Genomic DNA, 22,208 nt, shown 5'->3' with positions numbered 1-22,208 from the left:
CAGATGGTCGTCATCCGAAGCGGAAGGGCGCCAGCCCCTCAGCATCGACATCGAAGGCAATGACTGTGCCTGCCTCGAAACGTCCCGTGCGGTCGGTCGACAGGCTCGTGACGTAGAGGGTGCTGAGGTCAGGCCCTCCGAAACACGGCATGGTCGGTGCTGCGACCGGCAGAATGTAGATCTCGACGATTTCGCCTTCGCTCGACAGGCGGTTGAGACGGCCGGCAGAGACGCCGGCGCTCCAGTAAAACCCGTCGCGATCGGTCGTCGCTCCATCGGGGCGGCCCTGTTCTTCGGTAAAGCTGCGCAGCCGTCGCGCGGCGCCGATCGCGCCGGTCTCAGGATCGAAATCGAAAGCCTGCAGGAAGCATTGCCGGCTGTCGGAGTGATACATCCGCCGGCCGTCCGGCGACCAGGCAAGGCCATTGGAGCTCGTCAGTCCGGTTGCCACGGTCCGCGTGCTGCCGTCGGCGCCCACGCGATACAATGCGGCCTCGTCGGTCTGCGGCTTGGCTTCGCTGATCGAGCCGACCCAGAAGTGCCCGTCGGGCCCGACCTTTCCATCGTTCAGGCGGCCATTGATCTCGCGGCCGACCGGATCGGAAAGAAACTCGAGATGGCGGGAGACGGGATCGAAGAGATGAACGCCGGTCTGGAGGCCGACGACGATCCTGTTGTCGCGGCAAAGTCCGAGGCAGCCGATCTCAGCCGGCATGTCGAAGCGGTCGATCCTGCCTTCGCCCGAAAGCCGGACGAGTGCCGGCGCCAGGATATCGGTGAGCCACAGGGCGCCGGTCTCTTCGTCCCATACCGGCGACTCACCGACCGTCAGCGGTTGCTGCAACATCGAACGAACCTTCGGCTCAATGACACGCGGCGCCGTCACGAGACCGTCTCCAAGCCTTTGACGAGCCCCTCGGCATCGCGCATGTGGATGTCGCCGTCGTGATTGTATTCGCAGAAACCCCCGCCCTGGAACGTCAGTGCTATCCGGCCCTCGGCAACCTGCTCGATGCGGGCGTGATCGCGCGGGCGGTCTTGCGGGAGGTAGCCAAGGCGCGTCGCCAGATCGTTGTCCCACCATTTCTCGTCTGCATCGGAAACGCCGTAGACGACAGTTGCGGCGATCAGCGGGTGGGTAAGCCCGATGCGAACCAATTGCGCCAGATCCCGCGCGCTGATCCAGATCGCTATCGCCCGCTCGCTGTTGGGATAAGTGCCCGCATTGCCGATGCGGATGGAAAGCGTGCGGATGCCTGACGTATCGTAATAGAGCCCCGCCACCAGTTCGCCCCAGCATTTGGAAAGCCCGTAGGGGCTGTCCGGCCGCATCGGATCGAGAGGCGATACGACCTCGCCGCGCGGATAAAAGCCGGTCGTATGGTTGCTCGAGGCGTAGACCATCCGCTCAACGCCGTTGATCCGGGCAGCCTCGTAGAGATTGTATGTCCCGAGCACATTTGCCTGCAATATCGCGTTCATGTCGATGCCGCTTGCGATGCCGGCAAGGTGAACGACGCCGTCGATGCCGTTGAGAGCGGCGGTCGCCTCGTCGAGATTGGCAAGATCGGCCTGGACGAAGCTTTCGTTTTCAGCCAGTTCCGCGGGTTCGCGAACGTCGATCAGGCGGAGGTGCTCGACATCAGGTCGAAGGAGCGGGCGCAGCAGCGTTCCGACACGTCCGGCAGCACCCGTCACAGCGATCCGTCTCATCGTCCGTCCTCCCATCATCGTTCAAACGCCCTGGAACATGCGGGCGCGTGCATTCAGTATGTGTCTCTTCATCGCGTCATGCGCTTCGGTTTCCCGCCGCGCGAAGATCGCCTCCACGATCACCGCGTGCTCGTCCTGCACACTGCGGATCTGCTCCGGCGTGCGCTTCAGGCTCAGGCTTCGCGTCACCGAATGGCCGATGGCGAAATGCGGTCTGAACCATTCGCGCACGGTGATGTGAAACTGATTGCCCGTCGCCATCGCAATCGCATCGTGCAGAGCCTGGTCCTCCTCAGCGCCGAGTTCGCCGTTCTTCAGACATTGCTCGATCGCCAAAAGGGCGGCCGTGATCCGCTCCTTGTCAGCCGGCTGCCAGTTTCGCGCCGCAAGCTCGGCCGCCTCCGCTTCGAGGCCGGCGCGGAACTCGAAGAACCGCTGTACATCCGCAAGCGAGCCGACCGGAACCATTTTCAGCATCGACGAATCCGGCCGCTGCCTGACATAGGAGCCGGACCCCTTGCGCGACACGATGAGGCCGTCGGTTCTGAGCCTCTCCAGGGCCTCGCGCACAACGGGCCGCGACGCGCCGAAATCGGCGGCGAGCTTCGTCTCCGATGGCAGCCGCTCGTTCACAGGAAACTTGCCGTCTGCGATCATCCCCACGATCTTCTCGTAGATGATGTCGCTGAAGCGCGTTGCGCCCCTGTTCGAAACGGCATCGACTGCAAACGTCATTATCGTCCTTTTCTCTCCCGCCACATGGCCCATTCACCCCATCGGCTCTTCGCCCGGCGAGCAGAAGCCAGATATGCCTCCTCGACCATGCGCCAGCATGGCGCGATGCAGTCAGCTGCTGCGATGTTGTTGTGGACAACATCTGACAGATCTGCCGTCTTTCCTTCCGCGAGGCTTTCCTGCCAATGGCTTGAGCGCCTCGTTTGATGCTGCATCGCTATAGAATCTGTAATTATCTGTCAACTCTTGTAATCATTTGAGAACGTGTCTATGGTTCCCTCGCAGCGCCGAGGAGGGCGCGAAACGGCAGGTCGGGAGCCCGCCGCAGCAGCCGGCACAAAGGCCATACCGGCATAAAAGCGGCCGGCATAAAAAGGGGAGGAACTCGATGTCCAATGAAATACTGTCTGGCGGCGTCACCCGCCGCGCCGTGCTCGGCGGCATGGCTGGTGTCGCGGCACTGTCGCTTGCCGGCCGCGCCTTTGCCGCAGGCGGCGAAGCGCCTGATCTGGCGCAGCTCGTCAAGGACGGCAAGCTGCCGCCGCTGGCCGAGCGCCTGCCGAAAAAGCCGATGGTGGTGACGCCGTTCGAGAAGGTCGGTACCTATGGCGGCACGCTGCGTCGCGGCCTGCGCGGCTCGTCGGACCATAACGGCATCCTGCGCATGGTCGGCAACCAGAGCCTCGTGCGCTGGAACCTGGATTTTACCGCCGTGCAGCCGAACCTTGCCGAGCGCTGGGAGGTCAATGACGACGCAACGCAATTCACCTTCCATCTGATCGAAGGCGTGCGCTGGTCCGACGGCCATCCCTTTACATCAGACGATATCGTTTTCGCGATCGAGGATTGCGTCAAGAATACCGAGCTTTACAGCTCGACGCCGGCCCAGCTTTCCGTCGCCGGCAAGCCGGTCACGGTCGAAAAGATCGACGATCATACGGTGAAATTCACCTTCGCGGCGGCGAACGCCCTTTATCTGGAAAACCTCGCCACGCCGCTCGGCCAGCATCCGACGCTCTTTCCGAAGCATTACTGCAGCCAGTTCCTGCCGAAATACAATCCAAACGTCGAAGCCGATGCGAAGAAGGCGGGCGTTACCAGCTGGACGGAGCTGTTCCGCAGCCGCTGCGGCGACATCGAAATCCCGTCGCGGTGGGGCAATGTCGACAAGCCGACGCTCGATCCATGGGTCGTCAAGGAGCCCTATGCCGGCGGTGCGACGCGCGTCGTCATGACCCGCAACCCCTATTTCTGGCAGGTCGATACATCAGGCAACCAGCTTCCCTATATCGACGAGATCAACTTCGGCATCTCGCAGGACGTCGAATCGCTGATGCTGAACGTCATTTCCGGAAAGATCGATATCCAGGAACGCCACATCAGCGTGCTCGCCAACAAGCCGACGCTCTCCCAGAACATGCAGAAGGGCGATTACCGCCTGCTGACGCTCGTGCCTTCGGCCTCGCAGCAGTGCCAGATCTATTTCAACATCACCCACAAAGATCCTGCCATGCGCAAGATGTTTGCGGATAAGTCGTTCCGGCAGGCGCTGTCGATCGGTCTCAATCGCCAGGAACTCATCGACATCGTCTATTTCGGGCAGAGCGAGCCCTATCAGGCCGGACCGCGTCCGACCCATCCCTGGTATCATGAGAAATATGCGCGCCAGTTCACCGAATTCGATGCCGACAAGGCGGGCGCGATGCTCGATCAGGCCGGCTACAAGAAAGGCGGCGACGGCTTCCGCCTTCGCCCGGACGGGCAGAAGGTGTTCTTCTCGGTCGACGTCATTCCGACGCTCTATCCCGACCTCGTCGATGCCCTGGAACTGGTCAAGACGCATTGGGCCCAGATCGGCATCGACATGAAGGTCAACACGATCGAACGGGCGCTCTACTACACCCGCGGCGACGACAATGCCCATGATGCGCAGGTATGGCCGGGGCCGGGCGGTCTCGACCCAATGCTCGATCCCCGCGATTTCTTCGCTTTTCATCCGCAAGGGTCGCGTTACGCCATTCCGTGGACGCTCTGGTATACGTCGAATGGCGCGCGCGGCGAGGAGCCGCCGGAAAGCCAGAAGAAGCGCATGAAGCTGTTCGACGAGGCGCGTTCGACGGCCGATCTCGACAAGCGCGGCGCGATCATGAAGCAGATCTTCGATATCGCGGCGGAGGAATTCGAAACGGTCGGCCTCTGCCTTGCCGTCGGCGGCTTCGGCATCATCCGCAACAATCTGCGCAATGTTCCCGAGAAAGAGCCGGACAGCTGGTCCTGGCCCAATCCGGGGCCGGCACTGCCGCAGCAATTCACCTTCACAAGCTGATTTCGATCTCAAGCGCCGCACCCTCAGGCACGGTGCTTTCTTTCAGGTTCGCTCTCCCCTTGCGGTCGTGAAAGCCGCAAGGGCCAGAGGGCGGCGTCCAAGCCGGGAGACGCCTCATGTTGGTGTTCATCGCCAAACGCTTCTTATGGATGATTCCATCGCTTTTTGCCGTCAGCTTCCTGGCTTTCGTGCTGATCCAGCTGCCGCCGGGCGATTATGTCACGACCTATATCGCGACGCTTGCGGCATCCAACGAGATCGTCGACCAGAACACGGCCGCACAGCTGCGCGAGCGCTTCGGCCTCGATGATCCGATGCTCATCCAGTATTTCAAATGGATCTGGGGCATCCTTTCGCGCGGCGATTTCGGTATTTCATTCGAGTGGCAGCAACCGGTCTCGGATCTGATCTGGGAGCGCATGGCGCTGACCCTGGTGCTCGCCCTTTCGACATTGATCGCCACCTGGGCGATCGCCCTGCCGATCGGCGTCTTTTCCGCCGTAAAGAAATATTCGATCGGGGACTATCTGTTCACGGCTTTCGCCTTCTTCGGCCTGTCGGTTCCGTCATTCCTGCTGGCGCTGGTGCTGATGTATGTCGCGGCGGTCGAATTCGGCCAGGATGTCGGCGGGCTGTTTTCGCCAGCCTATGAGACGGCGCCCTGGAGCTTTGCCAAGATGCTCGATCTCCTGACGCATCTCTGGCTTCCGGTCATCATTCTCGCCGTCTCCTCGACGGCGAGCCTCATCCGCGTCATGCGCGCGAACATGCTGGACGAGCTGCCGAAACCTTACGTGGTCACCGCGCGGGCAAAGGGCCTCTCGGAGTTCCGGCTGCTGATGAAATATCCTCTGATGATCGCGCTCAATCCGTTTATTTCGACGATTGCCTGGCTGCTTCCCAATCTGATTTCCGGCTCGGTCGTCGTCGCCATCGTCCTCAACCTGCCGACGGCCGCACCCTTGCTGCTGCAGGCGCTCATGGCCCAGGACATGTATCTTGCCGGCGCCTTCGTTCTGCTGATCTGCGCGCTGACGCTGATCGGCTCCCTGATCAGCGACATTCTTCTGGCGCTGGTCGATCCCCGCATCCGGCTGGAATAGGAGGCTGGCATGGCCGACATCAGCATTACAAATCTGCAGCCGGATCGCGCCGCCGTCGCATCGCAATGGCAGCTCATCTGGTGGGCTTTCCGCCGGCACAAGCTGGCCATGGTGGCGCTCGTCGTCACCGTGATGATGTATATCGTCGCCCTGCTTCCCGGTTTTTTCGCCATCAACGATCCGAACCTGCAGAATGCGCGGGCGACCTTTCACCCGCCGCAGAGAGTGCATCTGATCGATACTCAGAACGGCTTATCCTTCGGCCTGCATTATTATCCGATGAAGCTGACCCGCGATCCGGAGACGCTGGCCGCCATCTTCAAGGAAGACATGACGAAGCGCGTCGATATCAAGCTCTTCGGCCGAGGCTACGAATATTCGGTGCTCGGCCTCTTCAGGTCGAACATTCATCTGATCGCTTCGCCCGACAAGACCACGCCGCTGCTTCTCTTCGGCGCCGACAGGCTTGGGCGCGATGTCTTCAGCCGAACGGTGCAGGGCGCGCAGATCTCGTTGTCGATCGGCCTCGTCGGTGTCTTCTTCTCGCTGATGCTCGGCATCGTGCTCGGCGGCATCTCGGGATATTACGGCGGCCGCATCGATTTCTTCCTGCAGCGGGTGATCGATTTCGTACTGTCGCTGCCGACGATCCCGATCTGGCTGGCAATGGCCGCGGCCCTGCCGCAAGACTGGCCTGCGACGCTGCAATATATGATGATCACGATCATCCTGTCGCTGACCGGCTGGGCACAGCTTGCCCGCGTCGTTCGTGGCCGCTTCCTGTCTTTGCGCACCGAGGAATTCGTCGCCGCCGCAAGACTCGACGGCGTTCGCGAAAGGCGCATCATCTTTCGCCACATGCTGCCGAGTTTTGCGAGCCACATCATCGCGTCCATCACGCTTGCGGTGCCGGCGATGATCCTTGCCGAAACCTCTCTTTCCTTCCTGGGACTCGGGCTGCAGCCGCCGACCATCTCCTGGGGCGTGCTTTTGCGCGAGGCCCAGAACATTCGCTCGATCGCCACGGCACCCTGGCTCTTCATGCCGGGCTGCGCCGTCGTGGTCGCCGTGATGGCGCTCAACCTCCTCGGCGACGGTTTGCGTGATGCGGCCGATCCCTACAACAAATGAGGCTGGCATTGACCGATATCGTACCCATTGCCGGCAGGCCGCTGCTGCAGGTGAAAAACCTGACCGTCGAGTTTCCTCTACGCACCGGCGTCTTTCGCGCCGTCAGCGATCTGTCCTTCTCGATCGAGCCGGGCAAGACGCTCTGCGTGGTCGGCGAAAGCGGATCGGGGAAGTCGGTGACGGCGCGTTCGATCCTGCAGATCGTCGATGCGCCCGGCCGCATCTCCGGTGGATCGATCATCTTGAACGATCAGGATGGCGGCTCGATCGATCTGACCAGCCTCAATCCGCGCGGGCGCCAGATCCGTGCGATCCGCGGCCGCGACATCGCCATGATCTTCCAGGAGCCGATGTCGTCGCTGTCGCCGATCCACACGGTCGGCAACCAGATCGTCGAGGCGCTCCGCCTTCACACCAGGATGAGCAAGGCAGAGGCACGCGCTGAAGCCATATCGCTGCTCAAGCAGGTCGAGATTCCCTCGCCGGAAAAAGCGCTGGACCGATATGCCTTTCAATATTCCGGCGGGATGCGCCAGCGCGCGATGATTGCCATGGCTCTCGCCTGCAAACCGCAGCTCTTGATCGCCGACGAGCCGACCACCGCCCTCGACGTGACGACGCAGGCTGAAATTCTCGACCTAATCGCCCGGCTGCAGAAGGACAAGGGCATGGCCGTCCTCTTCATCACCCATGACATGGGCGTCGTGGCGCAGATCGCCGACGATGTGCTCGTCATGCACAACGGCGTCGCGAAGGAATATGCGCCGGTCGAGCAGATCTTTCATGCGCCGAAAGACGACTATACCCGCATGCTGATCGGCTCGGTGCTGAAGCTGGAAGCAAAGGCCGAAATCCGGCTGGCCCGCGCTCCGCTCGACACGACGGTGCCGCCGATCCTCGAACTCCGCAATCTCTCGATGGATTTCGGCGAGGTGAGGGCGCTGGACGATGTTTCCATTTCGCTTCTTCCGGGCGAGACGCTCGGCATCGTCGGCGAGAGCGGATCCGGCAAAACGACGATGGGCCGCTCGATCATGCGGCTGATCGATCCCACAGCGGGCGAAATCCTCTATCGCCGCGCCGACGGCGACATCATCGATCTGGCAACGGCAAAGGGCCAGACGCTCGCCGCCGCAAGGCGGGAATTGCGGATGGTGTTTCAGGATCCTTTCGGCTCCCTCAACCCACGCATGACCGTCTCCCAGATCATCGGCGAGCCGCTGCTCGTCAATGGCGTGGCAAAGGGGCGGGTGCTGGACGAGCGCGTTTGCCATCTCATGGAGCAGGTCGGCCTCGACCCGAGGGCGCGCGAGCGCTATCCGCACGCATTCTCCGGCGGTCAGCGCCAGCGTATCGGCATTGCGCGGGCCATCACGCTCAATCCGCGTGTCATCGTTGCCGATGAGGCAACCTCGGCGCTTGACGTTTCCGTGCGCTCGCAGGTGCTCGATCTCCTGATGCGCCTGCAGGACGAACTCGGCCTCGCCTATATCTTCATCAGCCATGACATCGGCGTCATCCGCTACATGTGCGACCGTGTCGGCGTCATGTACAAAGGCCAACTCGTCGAAATCGGCGATGCGGAAAAAGTCTGCCGCACGCCCGAGCACGCCTATACGCAGGCGCTCATCTCAGCCATTCCACACCCCGATCCTCGTGACCGGGATCATTCGGGGCGTTTCCGCTACGTCGCGCCGGACATTCTGAAGAATGGGAGTTCTCAGCGATGAAAATCACCGGGATCCGCACGTTTCTCATGCATGCCGGTCAGCCCGATCCCTCGAAATGGGCCTCGGACGAGCGCTCCGGAGACGGTGCGTCCAGGCAGCTCGCCGGCACCCGCAACTGGCTCTTTCTGAAGATCGATACCGACGAGGGCATCACCGGCATCGGTGAATGCTCCGGCTGGCCGCGCGTCATCGAGACGGCGATCCACGATCTTGTGCCCGTGCTTATCGGCGAGGATCCGGCCCATATCGAACGGCTGTGGCAGAAGATGCATATCGCCATGATGGGTCACGGCATGCTCGGGACGGTGGGCGGCGGTGCGATGACCGGCATCGACATGGCGCTTTGGGACATCAAGGGCAAGGCGCTCGGCGTGCCTGTCTGGATGCTGCTCGGCGGCAAGGTGCGCGACCGGATCCCGATCTATTCGCATGCGAATACGCCCGAGCGCGCGCTTGCCATCAAGGAGCGCGGCATCAAGGCGATCAAATGCGGCGGGGTCGCCGATCCCGTCCGTAAGGTCGCAGCTCTTCGCGACGCCGTCGGTGACGACATGGACATCGCCATCGATCTGCATGGGCCGCCATGGCTGACGCCAGCCGATGCCTGCCGGCTGGTGCGGGCGCTCGAACCTTACGAGCTGATGTGGGTCGAAGATCCGATCGCGCCCGACAATATCGACGGCTACCGGCGCATCCGCGACGCAGCCCATGTGCCGCTTGCGGCCGGTGAGCGCTCGGCGACTATCTTCGGCGAGCGCGAGCTCATCGAGAAGGAACTGGTCGACGTGATCCAGCCGGATACCGGCCGGGCCGGCGGCATCACCCAGATGAAGAAAATCGCCGCCATGGCAGAGGCGCATCATATCCAGATGGCGCCGCATTCGGGCTCGCTTGGGCCGGTGGCGGAATATGCCGCCTTGCATCTGCTTGCGGCGATCCCGAACGCCCTCATTCTCGAGCGTCTTGACGACGACTGGGACGGCCGCCGCCAGACGATCGTGCCGCACCCCGTCCAAGTCGACGGCCTGATTGCGGTTCCCGACGGGCCGGGACTCGGCTGCGATATCGACGAAGCGTTCGTTGCTCGCTTTCCGAGCGGCGGCAATGTCTCCGTTCCCGAGCCGGAATCTGCCGGCTCCTACAATCCCGGAACCTACAAAGAGCATCTCTACGTGCAGACGCGCGTCGCACGCCGCAGCTATTTCAATCTCTAGAAGGACAGAAAGATGAAGATCGACCGCATGCGGGTTTTCATGACCCGCGACAAGGACCGTCCCCGCGTGATCGTCGCGCTCGACACCGATGACGGGCTGACGGGCTGGGGCGAATGCTACAATCATGGCCCCGACAAGGCGCTTCCGCCGCTTTTGGATTATCTCTACGCCTTTCTCTCCGGCCAGGATCCGACGCGCGTCGACTATCTCGTCAATCTGTTGATCCAGCAAAGCCGGTTTCCGCCTGGCGCGCTTGGCCTTGCCGCGATCTCCGCGCTCGACCACTGCCTATGGGATCTTGCGGCCAAGGCAGCGAATGTCCCGGTCTACAAGCTGCTGGGCGGCGAGGTGCGCGACCGCATCAAGGTCTATGCCGGTGTCTACACCGCACCAGATGCTCCGGCGGCCCGCGACGAATTCGATCGTTTGAAGGAAGAATGGGGTTTCACCGCCTTCAAGCTCAGTCCCTGGCGGATCGATATGCATGCCCATCGCTGGGGCAATGTCGTCAAAGCCTCGGCGGATTATTTCCGCTCGCTGCGCGAGACGGTCAACGACGAATACGAGATCGCCTTCGATGCCCATGCCAAGATTTTCGAGCCGGTCGCCGCAAGGCAACTCGGCAACGCGTTGGCCCCCTACGATCCCTTGTTTTATGAGGAACCGCTGCGCCCTGAGAACATCGAGGCCTGGGGCGATCTGAAGCAAGGACTCAACTGCGTGCTCGCGACCGGCGAGTCGCTCTACAACAGAAATGAGTTCCTGCGCCTGCTGCAGGTCAAAGGCGCCGATCTCATCCAACCCGATATCTGCGTCGTCGGCGGCATCAGCGAAATGCGCCGCATTGCGACGCTGGCCGAAGCCTATTTCGTCGGGGTCGCGCCGCACAACCCGATGGGGCCCCTTGCGACGGCGGTCAATGTTCATTTTTCGGCCGCGGCGCAGAATTTCCGCATCCTCGAATACCGGTTGCCGAAGGGCCAGGCCTATGTCTATGGCGGCCTCGACGTCGAGAAGCGACAGGGGGAAACCCGCTATGTCGTCGATCCTTATCTGCCGAAGGATGGCTATCTCGAACTGCGTCCCGACCGGCCGGGCTGGGGCGTCGAAATGGACGAGAAGGCGATGGAGGAGGAAGGCTACATTCACTGGCAGCGGCGCGTGCCGAAGCGGCCGGACGGCTCTTACGCCTTCGCCTGATCTGCTGAGAGACAGCACCGGCCGCCACCCGAATGGAAAGCGGCCGGTCCTGCAGCGAAAATGGGGAGCCGGACAGGTGGGACGCTCGCCTGCCAATTCGTTGGCCACAGGATGAAGCCGAAAAAAAGCCGTGTTCGGAGAAGCGGGCGATGGTATCAGCGACACAGCGATGGAAGGCCCGGATGATCTCCCGCAGATCCTCAAGATCGAGACGCGAAGCGAGCGCCGTCGAGCCGACGAGATCGACGAACGTGACAGTAAGCTGCCGGCGCTCGGCATCAGGCTCGGCAGCGCTCGAATCGGAGTGGTTTGTAGACCGCCCTAGTTCCGCGATGGCCTTGAGAAGCCGCTTGCGATGTCCGAGCTCAGGTCGGACAGAACTTCTGCATCGACCGCATTCTCGCGGAACGCCTGTTCGTATTACTCGAGGCCGAGGCGTCGCAACCAAGAGGCAATGTCCACGACAGCCCCCTTCGCCTGAATTCGCCCTAAGACATACTAATGAAGAAGTGCCGACGCGTCATCATCATTCCGTGACCACCGTCATGTTACTGAAGCGATAAATCGCCGCTTCAGACACGCAGCTTCTTCATTTGCCCATTTGCAGGACACGTTCCCCCAAAACCCATCCGCAAAAAGAAGCGCTAACTGCGCAACACAACATATCGCAACAGACTTTTCTCGCGCATCCCTGGTTAACCCCACAAAATCACGCAGTAATAAACCGGATCGGGTGTCTTCACGTTTCGAAAGCAAGGAAGGATCCTCTAGGATCGAGCCCTCAGGGGCAGCTTAAACGCGGACCAAAATAGCGGAAAAGACCGGGCTCGTGTGCCAGCGCGGCCCCGGTCGTGGTAAGATGCCCAATTCCCTGTTTCAAAAGGGGGCAGAGAAATGGAGAGGCGTCTCGCCGCGATACTTTCCGCTGACGTGGTAGGCTATAGTCGCCTCATGGGAGTGGATGAGGGCGGCACGCTTGAGCGCTTGAAGGCCTGCCGTCGGGAACTGGTCGATTCGACCATCGAAGAGCACCATGGTCGGATCATCAAACTCATGGGTGACGGCGCGCTGGTCGAGTTTGCTAGCGTTGTAGACGCGGTTCAATGCGCGGCCGTAATCCAGCGGGGAATGTCCAGCAGAGAGCGAGGACTTCCTGCGGAACAGCGCATCCGGTTTCGCATCGGGATCAATCTCGGCGACATTATTGTTGAAGGCGATGACATCTATGGCGACGGCGTCAACATCGCCGCCCGTCTGCAGGGAATCGCCGAACCTGACGGAATTTTCATATCCGGCACCGCATTCGACCACGTCGTGCACAAGGTCGATGCCGGTTTCTCGGCGCTCGGCGAGCATCACCTGAAAAACATCGCCGACCCCGTTCGCGTCTACCGCGTTCTGCTTGACCCATCCCACCTCGGCAAGGTCGTCTTTGCCTCGCGGGCAAGGTCGCGCGCTATGGGGTTGTTAGCACTCGTAGGGCTATCGATCGCCACCGTTGCGGCCGTCGTCGCATGGCAGTGGCCTCATAAACAACGCGCATCGATTGCAGTACTACCGTTCGCCAACTTGAGCGACCAGACCCAAGATTATTTCGCCGATGGCATTACCGACAACCTGATTACCGATCTCACCAGGCTGTCGAAACTTGATGTCATTTCCCAGAATTCCGTCTTTGCCTATAGGGACAAGCCCCACGTACTTGCAGACATACGCCGTGATCTCGGCGTGCGTTATGTCGTCGAGGGCAGCGTGCAGCGAATGGGCGACTTGATGCGCGTCGACGCGCAACTGCTCGACACTGAGAGCGGCGACCATCTGTGGGCCAATCGGTTTGACCGCAGGGGGACGGACGTGTTTGCCGTCCAGGATTCGATGAGCCGTCAGATCGCCAATGCGCTCGGTTTGAACCTGACCCCGTCCGAGGCAGAGCGAATTGCGCGTCCGCCGACCGCCAATCTCGAGGCATATGATTATTATCTGCGTGCCGAGCAGGCCGCCCGGACGGGACGTCGTTCTCTGATGCTGGAGGCGTTGGCGCTGTTTGACAAGGCCGAGGACCTCGACAGCGGCTTTGCCGAAGCCTTCGCGTCCGATGCGCACGCGACGGCCTATGTCTGGCGAAGCGCCTATGACGATGTCCTCCAGAGTGCCCTGGCGCGCAAAAGAACCTACGACAAGGCAAGTCGCGCCCTTGCCCTCGATCCCGAACTTCCGTCGCCTTATGCGGTCCTCGCGATCATGCAGGTGGTGGACCGACGCTACGAGCAGGCGATCGCCTCGGCCCAGAAGGCCGTGGCACTCGGCCCCTCCGACGCCGAAGCTCATATGGCGTTCGCATATGTTCAATTGATATCGGGCAATCACGCCGATGCTGTTGCGGCTGTCGAGAAGGCGCTCAGGTTCGATCCGAACCCCTCCGCCGTCGACCGATATACGGCTGGCATGATTTTTTATCTGCAACGCGACTACGAGAGGGCGATAGACAGTTTCAAACGCGCGGGCTACGGCTCTCAAGGCAACGGCGAGTTCGTTACCCCTCTCGCCATGGCGTATGTCCGTGTCGGTCGCATTGATGAGGCCCGAGCGACTGTCGCCGAGGCCCAACGTCTTCTCGGGGGACGCGACTGCCTTGCGGCTTGGCGTATCGGCAATGCGCATTTCAGGGACGAGGACTTAGCATTTATCCTAGACGCGCTGCGCGAGGCCGGGCTGCCGGAATGGCCGTTTGGCTTCCAGGGCGACGAACAAAGTCGGTTGAAGGGTGCCGAGATCGCCGCCACTGTCATGGGCAAACTTCTGCGAGGAAAGACCGAACCGTCCGAAAGCCTTGCGCTCATGCAAGTCCAACTGGACGGAAAGGCCGCATTCCGCTCGGCATCCCAGATGATGACCGAGAAGGTTTCTGTCAAAGGGGACCTGCTTTGCGAGCAAAGTGAAAACGCATTTGGCCGACCCGATTGCGGCCCGGTCTATAGACACGCAAACCCGGCCGACCAAACCAGCTATGCTTACGTAAATTCGACCAAGGTTTTTTACTTTTCGGCTGCCCAATAGAGCCTTGTTAAGCGGTCAGTGATACTGATCCAGTTCGAGATCGGCCGCGACCTTCGCCCATTTGGCATCCGCCTTGGCCACAGTGTCCGCCGGATGCGCGGCAAAGTCCTCCGCATCCGCCTTGTCATACATCAGGTAAAGCTTGCCTTCGACAATCTTGAAGGCTTCCGGATCGATGTTGACCGTGACAGATCCGTCGCTTACTTCGCCCGTGCAGTAGCCGCCGTATTGAGGCGCGTATCTAAGCGGTTCGCTCATGAACATCTCGCGATGTTTGGCATTTGCGAAATGCCAGGGCGTCCCCATCCATTCGTAGGAGATTTTTTCCGAACCTTTCGTCGCTTTGCCTTCGGTAAAGTAGGCGACAGTATCGTAGCCCATGATTGCGACACCGCCGAAGTACCCCGTGTTTACCGAGTCGTCCGCCATGGCTGGCGATCCGCTGACAACTCCCGCGACAGCCAGACCGATCAGTGCCAAAGATCGACCAATGCATCGTGTCCCGTTTCCAAAATGCATCTGCGCCTCCTGTCTTATTCGTGTATTTCCATGCACTTAGCGTAATTGTCCGCGCCGAGAACGCTGGCCGGAGGACATGCCACGCCATGTCGCTTGAAGAGCCGGACAATATCGAAATTGCCTTTCCACATGGCCCTCGTGATTGGTGCATAGCCGTGAACCTCGGCGTGGGTGACATCGGCGCCCTTGGCGAGGAAAAACTCCGCGAGGAGAACACGGTTCTCTTCGCCTGCAACCATGAGCGGCGTAACACCCGCTTTATTGGAAGCATCGTCGAGAATTGCTCCGTGCTCTAGGAGCAGTTTGCTGATGGGTACGCTACCCGAAAATGCCGCAGCATGCAGGGGCGTAAAGCCGCCTGAATTCCTGGCCATAACATCGGCATTTCTGTCTATTAGCAACTCGGCAACGGCAAGCTGATTTTCAAGTGCGGCGTTGATGAGTGGTGTTGCCTGGTCGCGACTGCGGCTGTTGACATCGGCACCCGTAGCCAGGAACTGCTCCACGGCAACGGTGTTTCCCGCTGAAACGGCGTCGAACAAGGGATCACCCGCGGCCGCGACTGTCGCAGAAAAAAACAACGCTACCGATGTAAGAAACCGGCGCATAGCGTCACCATAATGTTTTCCGCCAGAATAGCATACCGTTGGCAGGTAGGCTACCTAGCACCTGCGTCGGCAGCAGCGACCGCCTTGAAATGGGCGGCTTCTCCTGGATAGTACGAGTCGGGCCCCCCACCCGATCCGATTGACAGCGATCTATCACGCAGCGCCGGTGAGAGGCCGCCGCTTGCGGCTCTACTCCGGAGGTCCGCTCCAACGAGGAGAGGGAGACACCGAGCAGGCGGATGCCTTTTCGCGGCGGAAAGAACGGCGAAAGCAGCAGGCCAATTATCTCGTCAAGGTCGGTGATCGCCGGCAGACCCTGAGAATCGGCCGGAGGCAGTTGAGGTATGCTAAGAGGGGGCAAGATGGCCCACTCCGACGCAGAACTATCGGCGTTCCTCGCTTCGCAGTATCGCAAGGATAGTTTTGATGTTATTTCTTTTAGCGGTCGGTTCGGCGGAGGCCTGTCATGAGGCCCTGGAAGAGGGTCAGACTACCGGACACCAAAACTGGGATGACGCCATGACGGAGTTCGACCCAAAAAAACTGTCGCACATTCACCACGCGCTCCACAGCGACCTTCCGTCTGAGCCCGCCTTGCGCACCAAGGCTCTCGAAAGCTTGCTGACCGAGAAGAAGCTGCTTGACGCCGCAGCTATAGACGCTTGGATAGAGATGTACCACGATGAAATCGGACCGAAGCGGGGAGCGGCCGTGGTCGCGCGCGCCTGGATCGATCCGGCCTTCAAGGAAAGATTGCTTGCTGACGGAACGTCAGCCATCGCCGAACTCGGCTTTGCCGGACATGCCACGGGCCATCTCCAGGCGGTCGAGAACACGCCGACGGTCCACAACCTCGTCGTCTGCACATTGTGCTCCTGCTATCCATTTTCACTGCTCGGCATGTCGCCCGCCTGGTACAAATCGAACGAATACAGGGCACGCGCGGTGCGGGACCCAAGGGGTGTGCTCAAGGAGTTCGGCGTCGAACTAGGCGCAGAAACACAGGTGCGCGTTTGGGACTCGACGTCCGAACGCCGCTATCTCGTCGTTCCGCAACGGCCCGTGGGCCTCGACGGTTGGGAGGAGGGCGCTCTAGCCGAGTTGGTGACGCGCAATTCGATGATCGGCACGCAGCGCGATCTTTATCCGTCAGGGATGACGAGCTGATGGACGGTGTCCATGACCTAGGCGGCCGTGAGGGCTTTGGCTCCGTCCCCAACCAGGAAGATGGCAAGCCTTTCCATGCCGAGTGGGAGACCCGTGCGTTCGGTATCGTCCAATCGTCTGCCCTTGGGCCGGGATGGTCCATAGACTGGTTCCGGCACTGCCGCGAGCTGATCGTTCCGACGGATTACCTGACCCGGCCGTATTTTGACCAGTGGATCACAACGCTTGCCGCTCAGATGGTCGATGAGGGCTACATCACGCTCGATGAAATCCGGTCCGGACAGTCGTCCTTCATCCCCCAGCCCGCACATCCCCCTGACACTGCCGAAGCGTCGCGCGCTTATGTCAAAGCGCCGAAGAGCTATGCTAGGGAAGTTGGAACGATTCCCAGGTTCTCTCCCGGCGATTCTGTCTGTTGTTCGGCGATGGGGCGGCCCGGCCATACGAGGCTGCCCGGATATGTTCGAGGCCGCAGAGGCGTCGTCCACGCGCATCACGGCGGCCATCTGCTTCCAGACGCATCGACGCGCGGCGAGACGAAGGCAGAACACCTTTACACAGTGATGTTCGAAGCCGGCGAGCTATGGCCTGAAGCAGAGCGCGCGATGGACCAGGTGTTTGTCGATCTCTGGGAGAGCTATATTGACCCCGTATGACCTTCACGCGCCGGAGCGACTTAGGATGCGCGACGGGGAGCCGCCGTTTCTTGAGCCGTGGCATGCGCAGGCGATGGCCATGGCGGACCTGCTTGTCAAGTCCGGACAGGTTTCTTCTAAATCGTGGGCCGAGGCGCTCGGCGCGCAGATTAGCGCGTCAGCTGCAAGGGGGGCGGCCGATAACTCGGAAGCCTATTTTGGAGCTGTCCTTTCTGCGCTGGAACGGCTGCTGGCCAACGACGGGAAGGTGTCTGCGGCAGAGCTTCACGAACGGGAGCACGCGTGGGAGGAAGCTTATTTGCGGACGCCTCATGGGCAGCCCGTAAAGCTCGACTAGCTGTTTTTCTTCACTACCTTTTCGATGTTGGCGCAGATCTCCGATGAACTGTTACGCGTTGGGCGAAACTCTGAGCCCGGAAACTGGCCCTCACCTGGTCTGTGACGATCGGGAATGCCTACCACTCGATGGACGAACCCGTCGTAAACGACCCGCCTGTCTGCGACGCCCTGTCCAAGAGCAAGCTGAGGCAGCAGTGGTGCGATGCCGAAATGCGGAAATTCGCCGGGGAGCGGTGAACGCCCACAAACCGTCGCGTTTGTGTGGCGGAAGCTCCGGACAGCGTCAAGGAGCTCATTGTCGAGCGTTGGCCACTCTTGCGCGCTTGAAGAACATTTCCGCCCGGTCATTGTCCCCCTTAGCTTGCGAAAGCAGGCCGAGATTGTAGTTCGTCTGTTGGTCGTCAGGTCGAAGCCTCAAGGCATTGGCATAGTGCTCCTCGGCGGCATCCAGATCACCGGCTTCGTGAAGCAAAACGGCCAGATTGTTATGGGCCTCGGCGTAATCTGGATCGGCGAAGATGGCCGCGCGATAGTGATCCTCGGCCAGGCTTGGATCGCTCAACTCGAGGGACGACGCGAGATTGTAGTGGGCTTCGGCGTAGTCGGGCTGTAATCGCAAGGCCTCTGCATAATGTGACTGCGCCGACGCCGTATTACCCTTCCGCTCAAGGAAGACGCCATAATTGTTGTGGGCCTCAGCGAAGCCCGGTCGTAAGCGCAGGGTTTCCTGAAAATGCCGCTCCGCTTCAAACCGATTGCCCGTCGCTTCCAAAAGGCCCGCATACCGCAGCCAGGCGTCGACGTAATCCGGCCGCGACCGGATAGCCTCGCGATAGTGCGCAGCCGCTTCGGCGTGTTCGCCAAGCGCCTCCAAAAGGATCGCGTAGTTGTAATGTGCCTCAGGATACTGAGGCCAGTGGCGGAGCGCTTCCTGGTAGTGCTCATCAGCCAAAACGGGATTTCCGATCGTTTTGTGCAGAACCCCCAGGTTATTGTGGGCTTCCGGATACGATGCTCGAAGTTGGACAGCTCGATTATAGCACCGCAGTTCCTCATCGACGCCTGCAGTCGATTGGTTGGCAACGCTTACGCCCTTGAGGAACCAGTCCTCCGCCGTCATCGCCTCTTCCGATCGCGCAGAAAGTGCCAAGCTGTCTATCGATGACACTCTGTAAAGCTGCCTCTGCGGAAGGAAATCACCCCGGAGTTCAAAAAAGCCAGCCTCGACAAATTGATAGACGGGGAGGTCGATCAGTTCGAGGATCGTTTGGGTCACGAACAGCGAATCCGCCTCAGCGTTCGATTCCACCCTTTTTGCGATGTTGATCGCACGTCCAATCCACGCGTCCTCGTCCGCCATCCTAAAGCATTCGCCGAAATGGCATCCTACACGCATCGGCATGTCCTGTGCGCTCGGTGCGGCCACCAGCGACCGACGGCGCTGCTTCCAATAGGCAATGAGCTTCAGCCCGAAGTGCACTGCTACGTCCGCGGATTCGAACAAATAGAGGTGTCCGTCGCCGGTGAAATTCTCGTGTCTTCGGCCATATTGGCTTGCCAGGGACTGCGACAAGTAGCGGTGCTCCGCGATGACGTGGGTGATGTTGTCGCGAGGCATTCTGGCCCACGCTACTGAGTGGCGGACCAGATCGGTAAACACGGCGGCGAAATAGATATTCATTCCGTTTTCTACCGCGAAAAGCTATAGTTTGGACGATGGTGGCCGTGAATATTTCGCCGCCGCCTGTCTCACGCCGAAGGAGACTATCATGTCACAGTATATGGTTGAAAGACACTTGCCTGGCATCACTCCGGAACAACTCACCGCAGCCGCGTCTCGTGCGAAGGCTGTCACCGCCAAGTTGACGGACGAAGGTAAGCCGGTGCGCTATTTGCGCTCGACGTTCGTTCCCTCAGAGGAGAAGTCTTTCTGTCTCTTCGAAGCGCCTTCTGCCGAACGCGTCCGCGAGGCGAATGTGCTCGCGGAAATACCCTTGCTTCGGATCATCGAGGTCGCTCACATCGCGGCCGATGATCTGGCCTGACAAAAGTTCGCCATGTGTTCAATGAGCAAGAACGGCTCCTAAGCCCATAAATTCGAGTGATGATGACGGACAGTAGCACAAATAATCCGTGCCTAACGCGCGGGTCGCCGGTTCATCTCCTTTCAAGGCGACCGGTATTGGAGATAGCTGCCGGACAAATTTCTCAATTGGGATGTCCAATCTATCGCCGCGGTGGACGCCCTGATCCTAGTAGCTGATCAGTCGTTCAGCAGTGAACTTGTCGGTCACGAGCATGTCAATGACGCCGATATGAAGGGCTCCTGCAATAGCAGCAGCCTTCTTTGCACCCCCCGCGAGCGCAATTACCCGATCGACCCGCTCTAAATCTTCGATGGGAAGACCGATGACGCGGTCATCGAGGGGCGTTTTCACCAATCGGCCATTCTTGTCGAAGAATCGTAGGGAGATGTCTCCAACCGCGCCGGCCTCCTCGAGGTCAGCAAGTTCACGCGACGAGAAGATGTTGCCGGATCGCGCCAACAATTCGGATGGTTCAACACCACCAACGCCGACAATCGCAAGAGTGATGCTGCCGAAGAGGTCCATGGTCTCGCGCACGTAAGGGTCGGACTGCATCAGCAGCCTGGCTTCGCGCGAGGTCGTGACGCCCTGCACGGGCAATAGCTTCGGCTCAGCTCCGGTAAGGCGTGCCAGCCGCGTGGTGAGCTGTGTCGCGTGTGTTTGCACTGACGGATCGCCCATCCCTCCGAGCGTCTGGACGACATATTTCGCCTGGGCACTTTTCTGCGGATGGATGTTTTCGACCATCTTGAAGATCGTCTGGCTCCAACTCGACACGCCAATGATCTCACCGGGTGAAAGCGTCACTTCGAGCATATGGGCCGCGGCTTCCCCAATGCGGGCCATGATGGCCCCGTCCCGGTCTTCGGTGCATTCGACGACGATGGCTTCCGGTAGTTGGAACTTGTCGCGCAGCCCGCCCTCAAGTTCGCTATAGGTCCCGACGGGGGGGATGACGCTCGTGCGAACGATGTCCTCGGCCTCGGCCCTCTTCAGCATTCGCGAGACCGTCGCCTGGGAAAGCCGCAGATGCTGCGCTATCTCCGCCTGCCGCCGCCCTTCGATGTGGTACATCTGGGCAACCCTGGAAATCAGGCGGAGTTCGTTGAGTCGGGACATGGGCGATACCGGCTTGAATTTTTATTCACATTTAACCGGTGTCGGTCGCAACGTCGAGCGGGCCAGCGCATCATTCCATGTATTGAGGAGGCCGATGCGATCGATCTCTTCGGGGCGGATGACTGCGGTGCTTCGGGGCAGTGCCTCGATTGCGTCGAGATCCTTCCACAGCCCGAGTGAAAGCCCGGCGAGATAGGCGGCACCGAGAGCGGAGGCCTCCGGTGCCTCGCACTGGATCACAGCATGCTCGATCAGATTCGAAACGCATTGCATCAGAAAGCGGTTCTGGCTCGGGCCGCCGTCGACATACAGAGCGCCGAGCTTTCCGCCACTCTGGGCGCGCATTGCGGCGATCACATCATGCACCTGGCAGGCGATCGAATCCGTCACTGAGCGGGCCATCTGGGCGCGGGTTGTGGAAAAGTTGATCCGAGCGAAGAGAGCGCGCGCGTCGGAGCTCCAATAGGGGGCGCCGAGGCCGACGAAGGCCGGCACGAATCCCGGTCCGCCCGGCTCGGCCGTTGCCGCAAGGTCGACGAGGGCGGCCACATCGGCGAGTCCCAGAATACCGGCCATCCAGGGAAGGCTCGCGGCCGAAACAAGGATATTGCCTTCGAAGGCAAAAGTCGGCACGCCAGCGATCCGCCAGGCGACCGTCGTGGTGATGCCGTTTTGTGGCGCGATGAAGCGCGGCAATGTCGTCATGACGGAGGAGCCGGTTCCAAACGTCACCTTGCCATCGCCGGGCTTGAAGGCGCCATGACCGAAGAGTGCCGCATGGCTGTCGCCAATGGCGGAGCGGATCGGCGTGCCATCTGCGATGCCGGGAAGCCCCCGCGTCGTGCCGAAATCGGCAGCACTGTCAAGCACTTCGGGCAACAGGGCGATATCGACGCCAAAAATTTGGCCGAGTTCCTCGCTCCAGACCTGGCCATTGAGGTCGAACAACTGGCTGCGGGCGGCATTGGAGGCATCGCAGACGTGGCGGCGTCCATCCGTCAGGCAATGAATTAGCCAGCTGTCGATCGTGCCTAGACGCACCCGGTGCCCGGCCGGAACGCGATCGAGCAGCCAGCGGAATTTCGACCCGGGAAACATGGGGTCGAGCGGCAGACCGGTAAGAGCTTGCACGCGGTCCAAATGCCCTTCGGCGATCAGGCGCGCGCAGTCCGGCGCGGTGCGGCGGCACTGCCAGCTGAGCACGGGGCCGAGCACCTCGCCGGTCTCTGCATCCCACATCGTGACAGATTCACGCTGGTTGGACACCGCCACTGCCTCGATAGTGACGTCGGAAACTTTCTTCAGGCAGGACTCGATTGCTTCGCAAACGGAGGCAAAGATCCGGCGGGCATCCTGCTCGACCCAGCCTGGCTGCGGATAGGAGATGCCGACTGTGGCCGAGCCTCTGGCAAACACCTCCCCTGTTTCGGAAACCAGAACTGCCTTCGAATTGGTGGTGCCCTGATCGATTGCCAGAATAGCCCGCATCATCGTCTCCTCGGAC

The 22,208-nt window shown here is 60.6% G+C and carries 20 protein-coding genes and 1 pseudogene; 12 read left to right on the top strand and 9 right to left on the bottom strand.

The window, feature by feature from the left end; all coding sequences use genetic code 11:
* Positions 1–10: 10 nt before the first annotated feature.
* The 3 genes from EFD55_RS22745 to EFD55_RS22735 are packed head-to-tail and all read right to left on the bottom strand — an operon-like array spanning position 11 to position 2,448.
* Positions 11–886, bottom strand: coding sequence for an SMP-30/gluconolactonase/LRE family protein (locus EFD55_RS22745; protein ID WP_125847614.1), 876 nt, complete (start codon positions 884–886; stop codon positions 11–13).
* Positions 883–1,713: an NAD-dependent epimerase/dehydratase family protein gene (locus EFD55_RS22740; RefSeq protein ID WP_125847612.1), complete on the bottom strand. Its 831-nt coding sequence runs from the start codon at positions 1,711–1,713 to the stop codon at positions 883–885. The genes EFD55_RS22745 and EFD55_RS22740 overlap by 4 nt, the downstream gene beginning before the upstream one ends.
* A gap of 21 nt (positions 1,714–1,734) precedes the next feature.
* On the bottom strand, positions 1,735–2,448 hold the full coding sequence (locus EFD55_RS22735; protein ID WP_125847610.1) for a FadR/GntR family transcriptional regulator: 714 nt from the start codon (positions 2,446–2,448) through the stop codon (positions 1,735–1,737).
* A 388-nt stretch (positions 2,449–2,836) separates the two neighbouring features.
* On the opposite strand from EFD55_RS22735, the gene EFD55_RS22730 reads away from it, so the two are divergent.
* The 8 genes from EFD55_RS22730 to EFD55_RS22695 all read left to right on the top strand — a co-directional run bounded on the left by EFD55_RS22730 (position 2,837) and on the right by EFD55_RS22695 (position 14,209).
* Positions 2,837–4,774 (top strand): ABC transporter substrate-binding protein, encoded by a 1,938-nt coding sequence (locus tag EFD55_RS22730; protein ID WP_125847608.1) that lies wholly within the window; start codon positions 2,837–2,839, stop codon positions 4,772–4,774.
* Positions 4,775–4,890: 116 nt separating this feature from the next.
* Positions 4,891–5,877, top strand: a complete 987-nt coding sequence (locus EFD55_RS22725; protein WP_125847606.1) for an ABC transporter permease — start codon at positions 4,891–4,893, stop codon at positions 5,875–5,877.
* Positions 5,878–5,886: 9 nt separating this feature from the next.
* Positions 5,887–7,008, top strand: a complete 1,122-nt coding sequence (locus EFD55_RS22720; RefSeq protein WP_125847604.1) for an ABC transporter permease — start codon at positions 5,887–5,889, stop codon at positions 7,006–7,008.
* 8 nt (positions 7,009–7,016) lie between these two features.
* Entirely contained in the window at positions 7,017–8,738 is a 1,722-nt protein-coding gene (locus tag EFD55_RS22715; protein WP_125847602.1) for an ABC transporter ATP-binding protein, read from the top strand.
* Positions 8,735–9,952 carry a mandelate racemase/muconate lactonizing enzyme family protein gene (locus EFD55_RS22710; protein ID WP_125847600.1) on the top strand — a complete coding sequence of 406 codons (1,218 nt, stop codon included), beginning with the start codon at positions 8,735–8,737 and terminating at the stop codon, positions 9,950–9,952. The genes EFD55_RS22715 and EFD55_RS22710 overlap by 4 nt, the downstream gene beginning before the upstream one ends.
* A 12-nt stretch (positions 9,953–9,964) precedes the next feature.
* The gene (locus tag EFD55_RS22705; RefSeq protein WP_125847598.1) at positions 9,965–11,152 is read left to right on the top strand and encodes a galactarate dehydratase; all 1,188 of its coding nucleotides are present in this window, start codon (positions 9,965–9,967) and stop codon (positions 11,150–11,152) included.
* A 130-nt stretch (positions 11,153–11,282) separates the two neighbouring features.
* The gene (locus EFD55_RS22700; RefSeq protein WP_125847596.1) at positions 11,283–11,477 is read left to right on the top strand and encodes a hypothetical protein; all 195 of its coding nucleotides are present in this window, start codon (positions 11,283–11,285) and stop codon (positions 11,475–11,477) included.
* A gap of 569 nt (positions 11,478–12,046) precedes the next feature.
* Positions 12,047–14,209, top strand: a complete 2,163-nt coding sequence (locus EFD55_RS22695; RefSeq protein ID WP_125847594.1) for an adenylate/guanylate cyclase domain-containing protein — start codon at positions 12,047–12,049, stop codon at positions 14,207–14,209.
* Positions 14,210–14,224: 15 nt separating this feature from the next.
* On the opposite strand, the gene EFD55_RS22690 is transcribed toward EFD55_RS22695, so the two are convergent.
* The 3 genes and pseudogenes from EFD55_RS22690 to EFD55_RS33870 all read right to left on the bottom strand — a co-directional run.
* Positions 14,225–14,728 (bottom strand): YHS domain-containing (seleno)protein, encoded by a 504-nt coding sequence (locus EFD55_RS22690; protein WP_183736817.1) that lies wholly within the window; start codon positions 14,726–14,728, stop codon positions 14,225–14,227.
* Between the two features lie 14 nt (positions 14,729–14,742).
* Positions 14,743–15,336, bottom strand: a complete 594-nt coding sequence (locus tag EFD55_RS22685) for an ankyrin repeat domain-containing protein (RefSeq protein ID WP_125847592.1) — start codon at positions 15,334–15,336, stop codon at positions 14,743–14,745.
* 181 nt (positions 15,337–15,517) lie between these two features.
* A pseudogene (locus EFD55_RS33870) lies at positions 15,518–15,649 on the bottom strand (DNA polymerase IV); the annotation flags it as partial.
* A 206-nt stretch (positions 15,650–15,855) separates the two neighbouring features.
* On the opposite strand from EFD55_RS33870, the gene nthA reads away from it, so the two are divergent.
* From nthA to EFD55_RS22665, 3 genes are read left to right on the top strand one after another with little or no spacing between them, the layout of a single operon-like run.
* Positions 15,856–16,503 (top strand): nitrile hydratase subunit alpha, encoded by a 648-nt coding sequence (nthA, locus tag EFD55_RS22675; RefSeq protein ID WP_125847773.1) that lies wholly within the window; start codon positions 15,856–15,858, stop codon positions 16,501–16,503.
* On the top strand, positions 16,503–17,159 hold the full coding sequence (gene nthB / locus EFD55_RS22670; protein ID WP_125847590.1) for a nitrile hydratase subunit beta: 657 nt from the start codon (positions 16,503–16,505) through the stop codon (positions 17,157–17,159). Before nthA ends, nthB begins: the two co-directional genes overlap by 1 nt.
* 25 nt (positions 17,160–17,184) lie before the next feature.
* Positions 17,185–17,496, top strand: coding sequence for a nitrile hydratase accessory protein (locus tag EFD55_RS22665; RefSeq protein WP_125847588.1), 312 nt, complete (start codon positions 17,185–17,187; stop codon positions 17,494–17,496).
* Between the two features lie 294 nt (positions 17,497–17,790).
* Here the strand turns inward: EFD55_RS22665 and EFD55_RS22660 are convergent, their stop codons facing one another.
* A complete protein-coding gene (locus tag EFD55_RS22660) occupies positions 17,791–19,179 on the bottom strand; it encodes a tetratricopeptide repeat protein (RefSeq protein WP_125847586.1) in 1,389 nt (462 codons plus the stop codon).
* Between the two features lie 88 nt (positions 19,180–19,267).
* Here EFD55_RS22660 and EFD55_RS22655 point away from each other — a divergent pair, with 88 nt between their 5' ends.
* Positions 19,268–19,543, top strand: a complete 276-nt coding sequence (locus EFD55_RS22655; RefSeq protein ID WP_125847771.1) for a DUF4242 domain-containing protein — start codon at positions 19,268–19,270, stop codon at positions 19,541–19,543.
* A 207-nt stretch (positions 19,544–19,750) separates the two neighbouring features.
* Here EFD55_RS22655 and EFD55_RS22650 read toward each other — a convergent pair whose 3' ends face one another.
* Together EFD55_RS22650 and EFD55_RS22645 are read right to left on the bottom strand one after the other, a co-directional pair.
* Positions 19,751–20,704 (bottom strand): sugar-binding transcriptional regulator, encoded by a 954-nt coding sequence (locus tag EFD55_RS22650; RefSeq protein ID WP_125847584.1) that lies wholly within the window; start codon positions 20,702–20,704, stop codon positions 19,751–19,753.
* 21 nt (positions 20,705–20,725) lie between these two features.
* The gene (locus tag EFD55_RS22645; protein WP_125847581.1) at positions 20,726–22,192 is read right to left on the bottom strand and encodes an FGGY family carbohydrate kinase; all 1,467 of its coding nucleotides are present in this window, start codon (positions 22,190–22,192) and stop codon (positions 20,726–20,728) included.
* Positions 22,193–22,208 lie beyond the last annotated feature (16 nt).

Origin of the sequence: Rhizobium pisi, assembly GCF_003938655.1 — a bacterium.
Lineage (GTDB): Bacteria > Pseudomonadota > Alphaproteobacteria > Rhizobiales > Rhizobiaceae > Rhizobium > Rhizobium pisi.
The sequence above is the reverse complement of the archived record's forward strand: the minus strand, read 5'-3'. Positions and strand labels throughout refer to the sequence as shown.

Excerpts from the sequence above, each read along its gene's own strand:
- EFD55_RS22720 (WP_125847604.1), top strand. The coding sequence starts at position 5,887 with ATGGCCGACATCAGCATTACAAATCTGCAGCCGGATCGCGCCGCCGTC.
- EFD55_RS22730 (WP_125847608.1), top strand. The coding sequence starts at position 2,837 with ATGTCCAATGAAATACTGTCTGGCGGCGTCACCCGCCGCGCCGTGCTC.
- EFD55_RS22690 (WP_183736817.1), bottom strand. The coding sequence starts at position 14,728 with ATGCATTTTGGAAACGGGACACGATGCATTGGTCGATCTTTGGCACTG.
- EFD55_RS22695 (WP_125847594.1), top strand. The coding sequence starts at position 12,047 with ATGGAGAGGCGTCTCGCCGCGATACTTTCCGCTGACGTGGTAGGCTAT.
- EFD55_RS22645 (WP_125847581.1), bottom strand. The coding sequence starts at position 22,192 with ATGCGGGCTATTCTGGCAATCGATCAGGGCACCACCAATTCGAAGGCA.
- EFD55_RS22660 (WP_125847586.1), bottom strand. The coding sequence starts at position 19,179 with ATGAATATCTATTTCGCCGCCGTGTTTACCGATCTGGTCCGCCACTCA.
- EFD55_RS22710 (WP_125847600.1), top strand. The coding sequence starts at position 8,735 with ATGAAAATCACCGGGATCCGCACGTTTCTCATGCATGCCGGTCAGCCC.
- EFD55_RS22665 (WP_125847588.1), top strand. The coding sequence starts at position 17,185 with ATGCGCGACGGGGAGCCGCCGTTTCTTGAGCCGTGGCATGCGCAGGCG.
- nthA (WP_125847773.1), top strand. The coding sequence starts at position 15,856 with ATGACGGAGTTCGACCCAAAAAAACTGTCGCACATTCACCACGCGCTC.
- EFD55_RS22650 (WP_125847584.1), bottom strand. The coding sequence starts at position 20,704 with ATGTCCCGACTCAACGAACTCCGCCTGATTTCCAGGGTTGCCCAGATG.
- EFD55_RS22735 (WP_125847610.1), bottom strand. The coding sequence starts at position 2,448 with ATGACGTTTGCAGTCGATGCCGTTTCGAACAGGGGCGCAACGCGCTTC.
- EFD55_RS22705 (WP_125847598.1), top strand. The coding sequence starts at position 9,965 with ATGAAGATCGACCGCATGCGGGTTTTCATGACCCGCGACAAGGACCGT.
- EFD55_RS22740 (WP_125847612.1), bottom strand. The coding sequence starts at position 1,713 with ATGAGACGGATCGCTGTGACGGGTGCTGCCGGACGTGTCGGAACGCTG.
- EFD55_RS22685 (WP_125847592.1), bottom strand. The coding sequence starts at position 15,336 with ATGCGCCGGTTTCTTACATCGGTAGCGTTGTTTTTTTCTGCGACAGTC.
- EFD55_RS22655 (WP_125847771.1), top strand. The coding sequence starts at position 19,268 with ATGTCACAGTATATGGTTGAAAGACACTTGCCTGGCATCACTCCGGAA.
- EFD55_RS22725 (WP_125847606.1), top strand. The coding sequence starts at position 4,891 with ATGTTGGTGTTCATCGCCAAACGCTTCTTATGGATGATTCCATCGCTT.
- nthB (WP_125847590.1), top strand. The coding sequence starts at position 16,503 with ATGGACGGTGTCCATGACCTAGGCGGCCGTGAGGGCTTTGGCTCCGTC.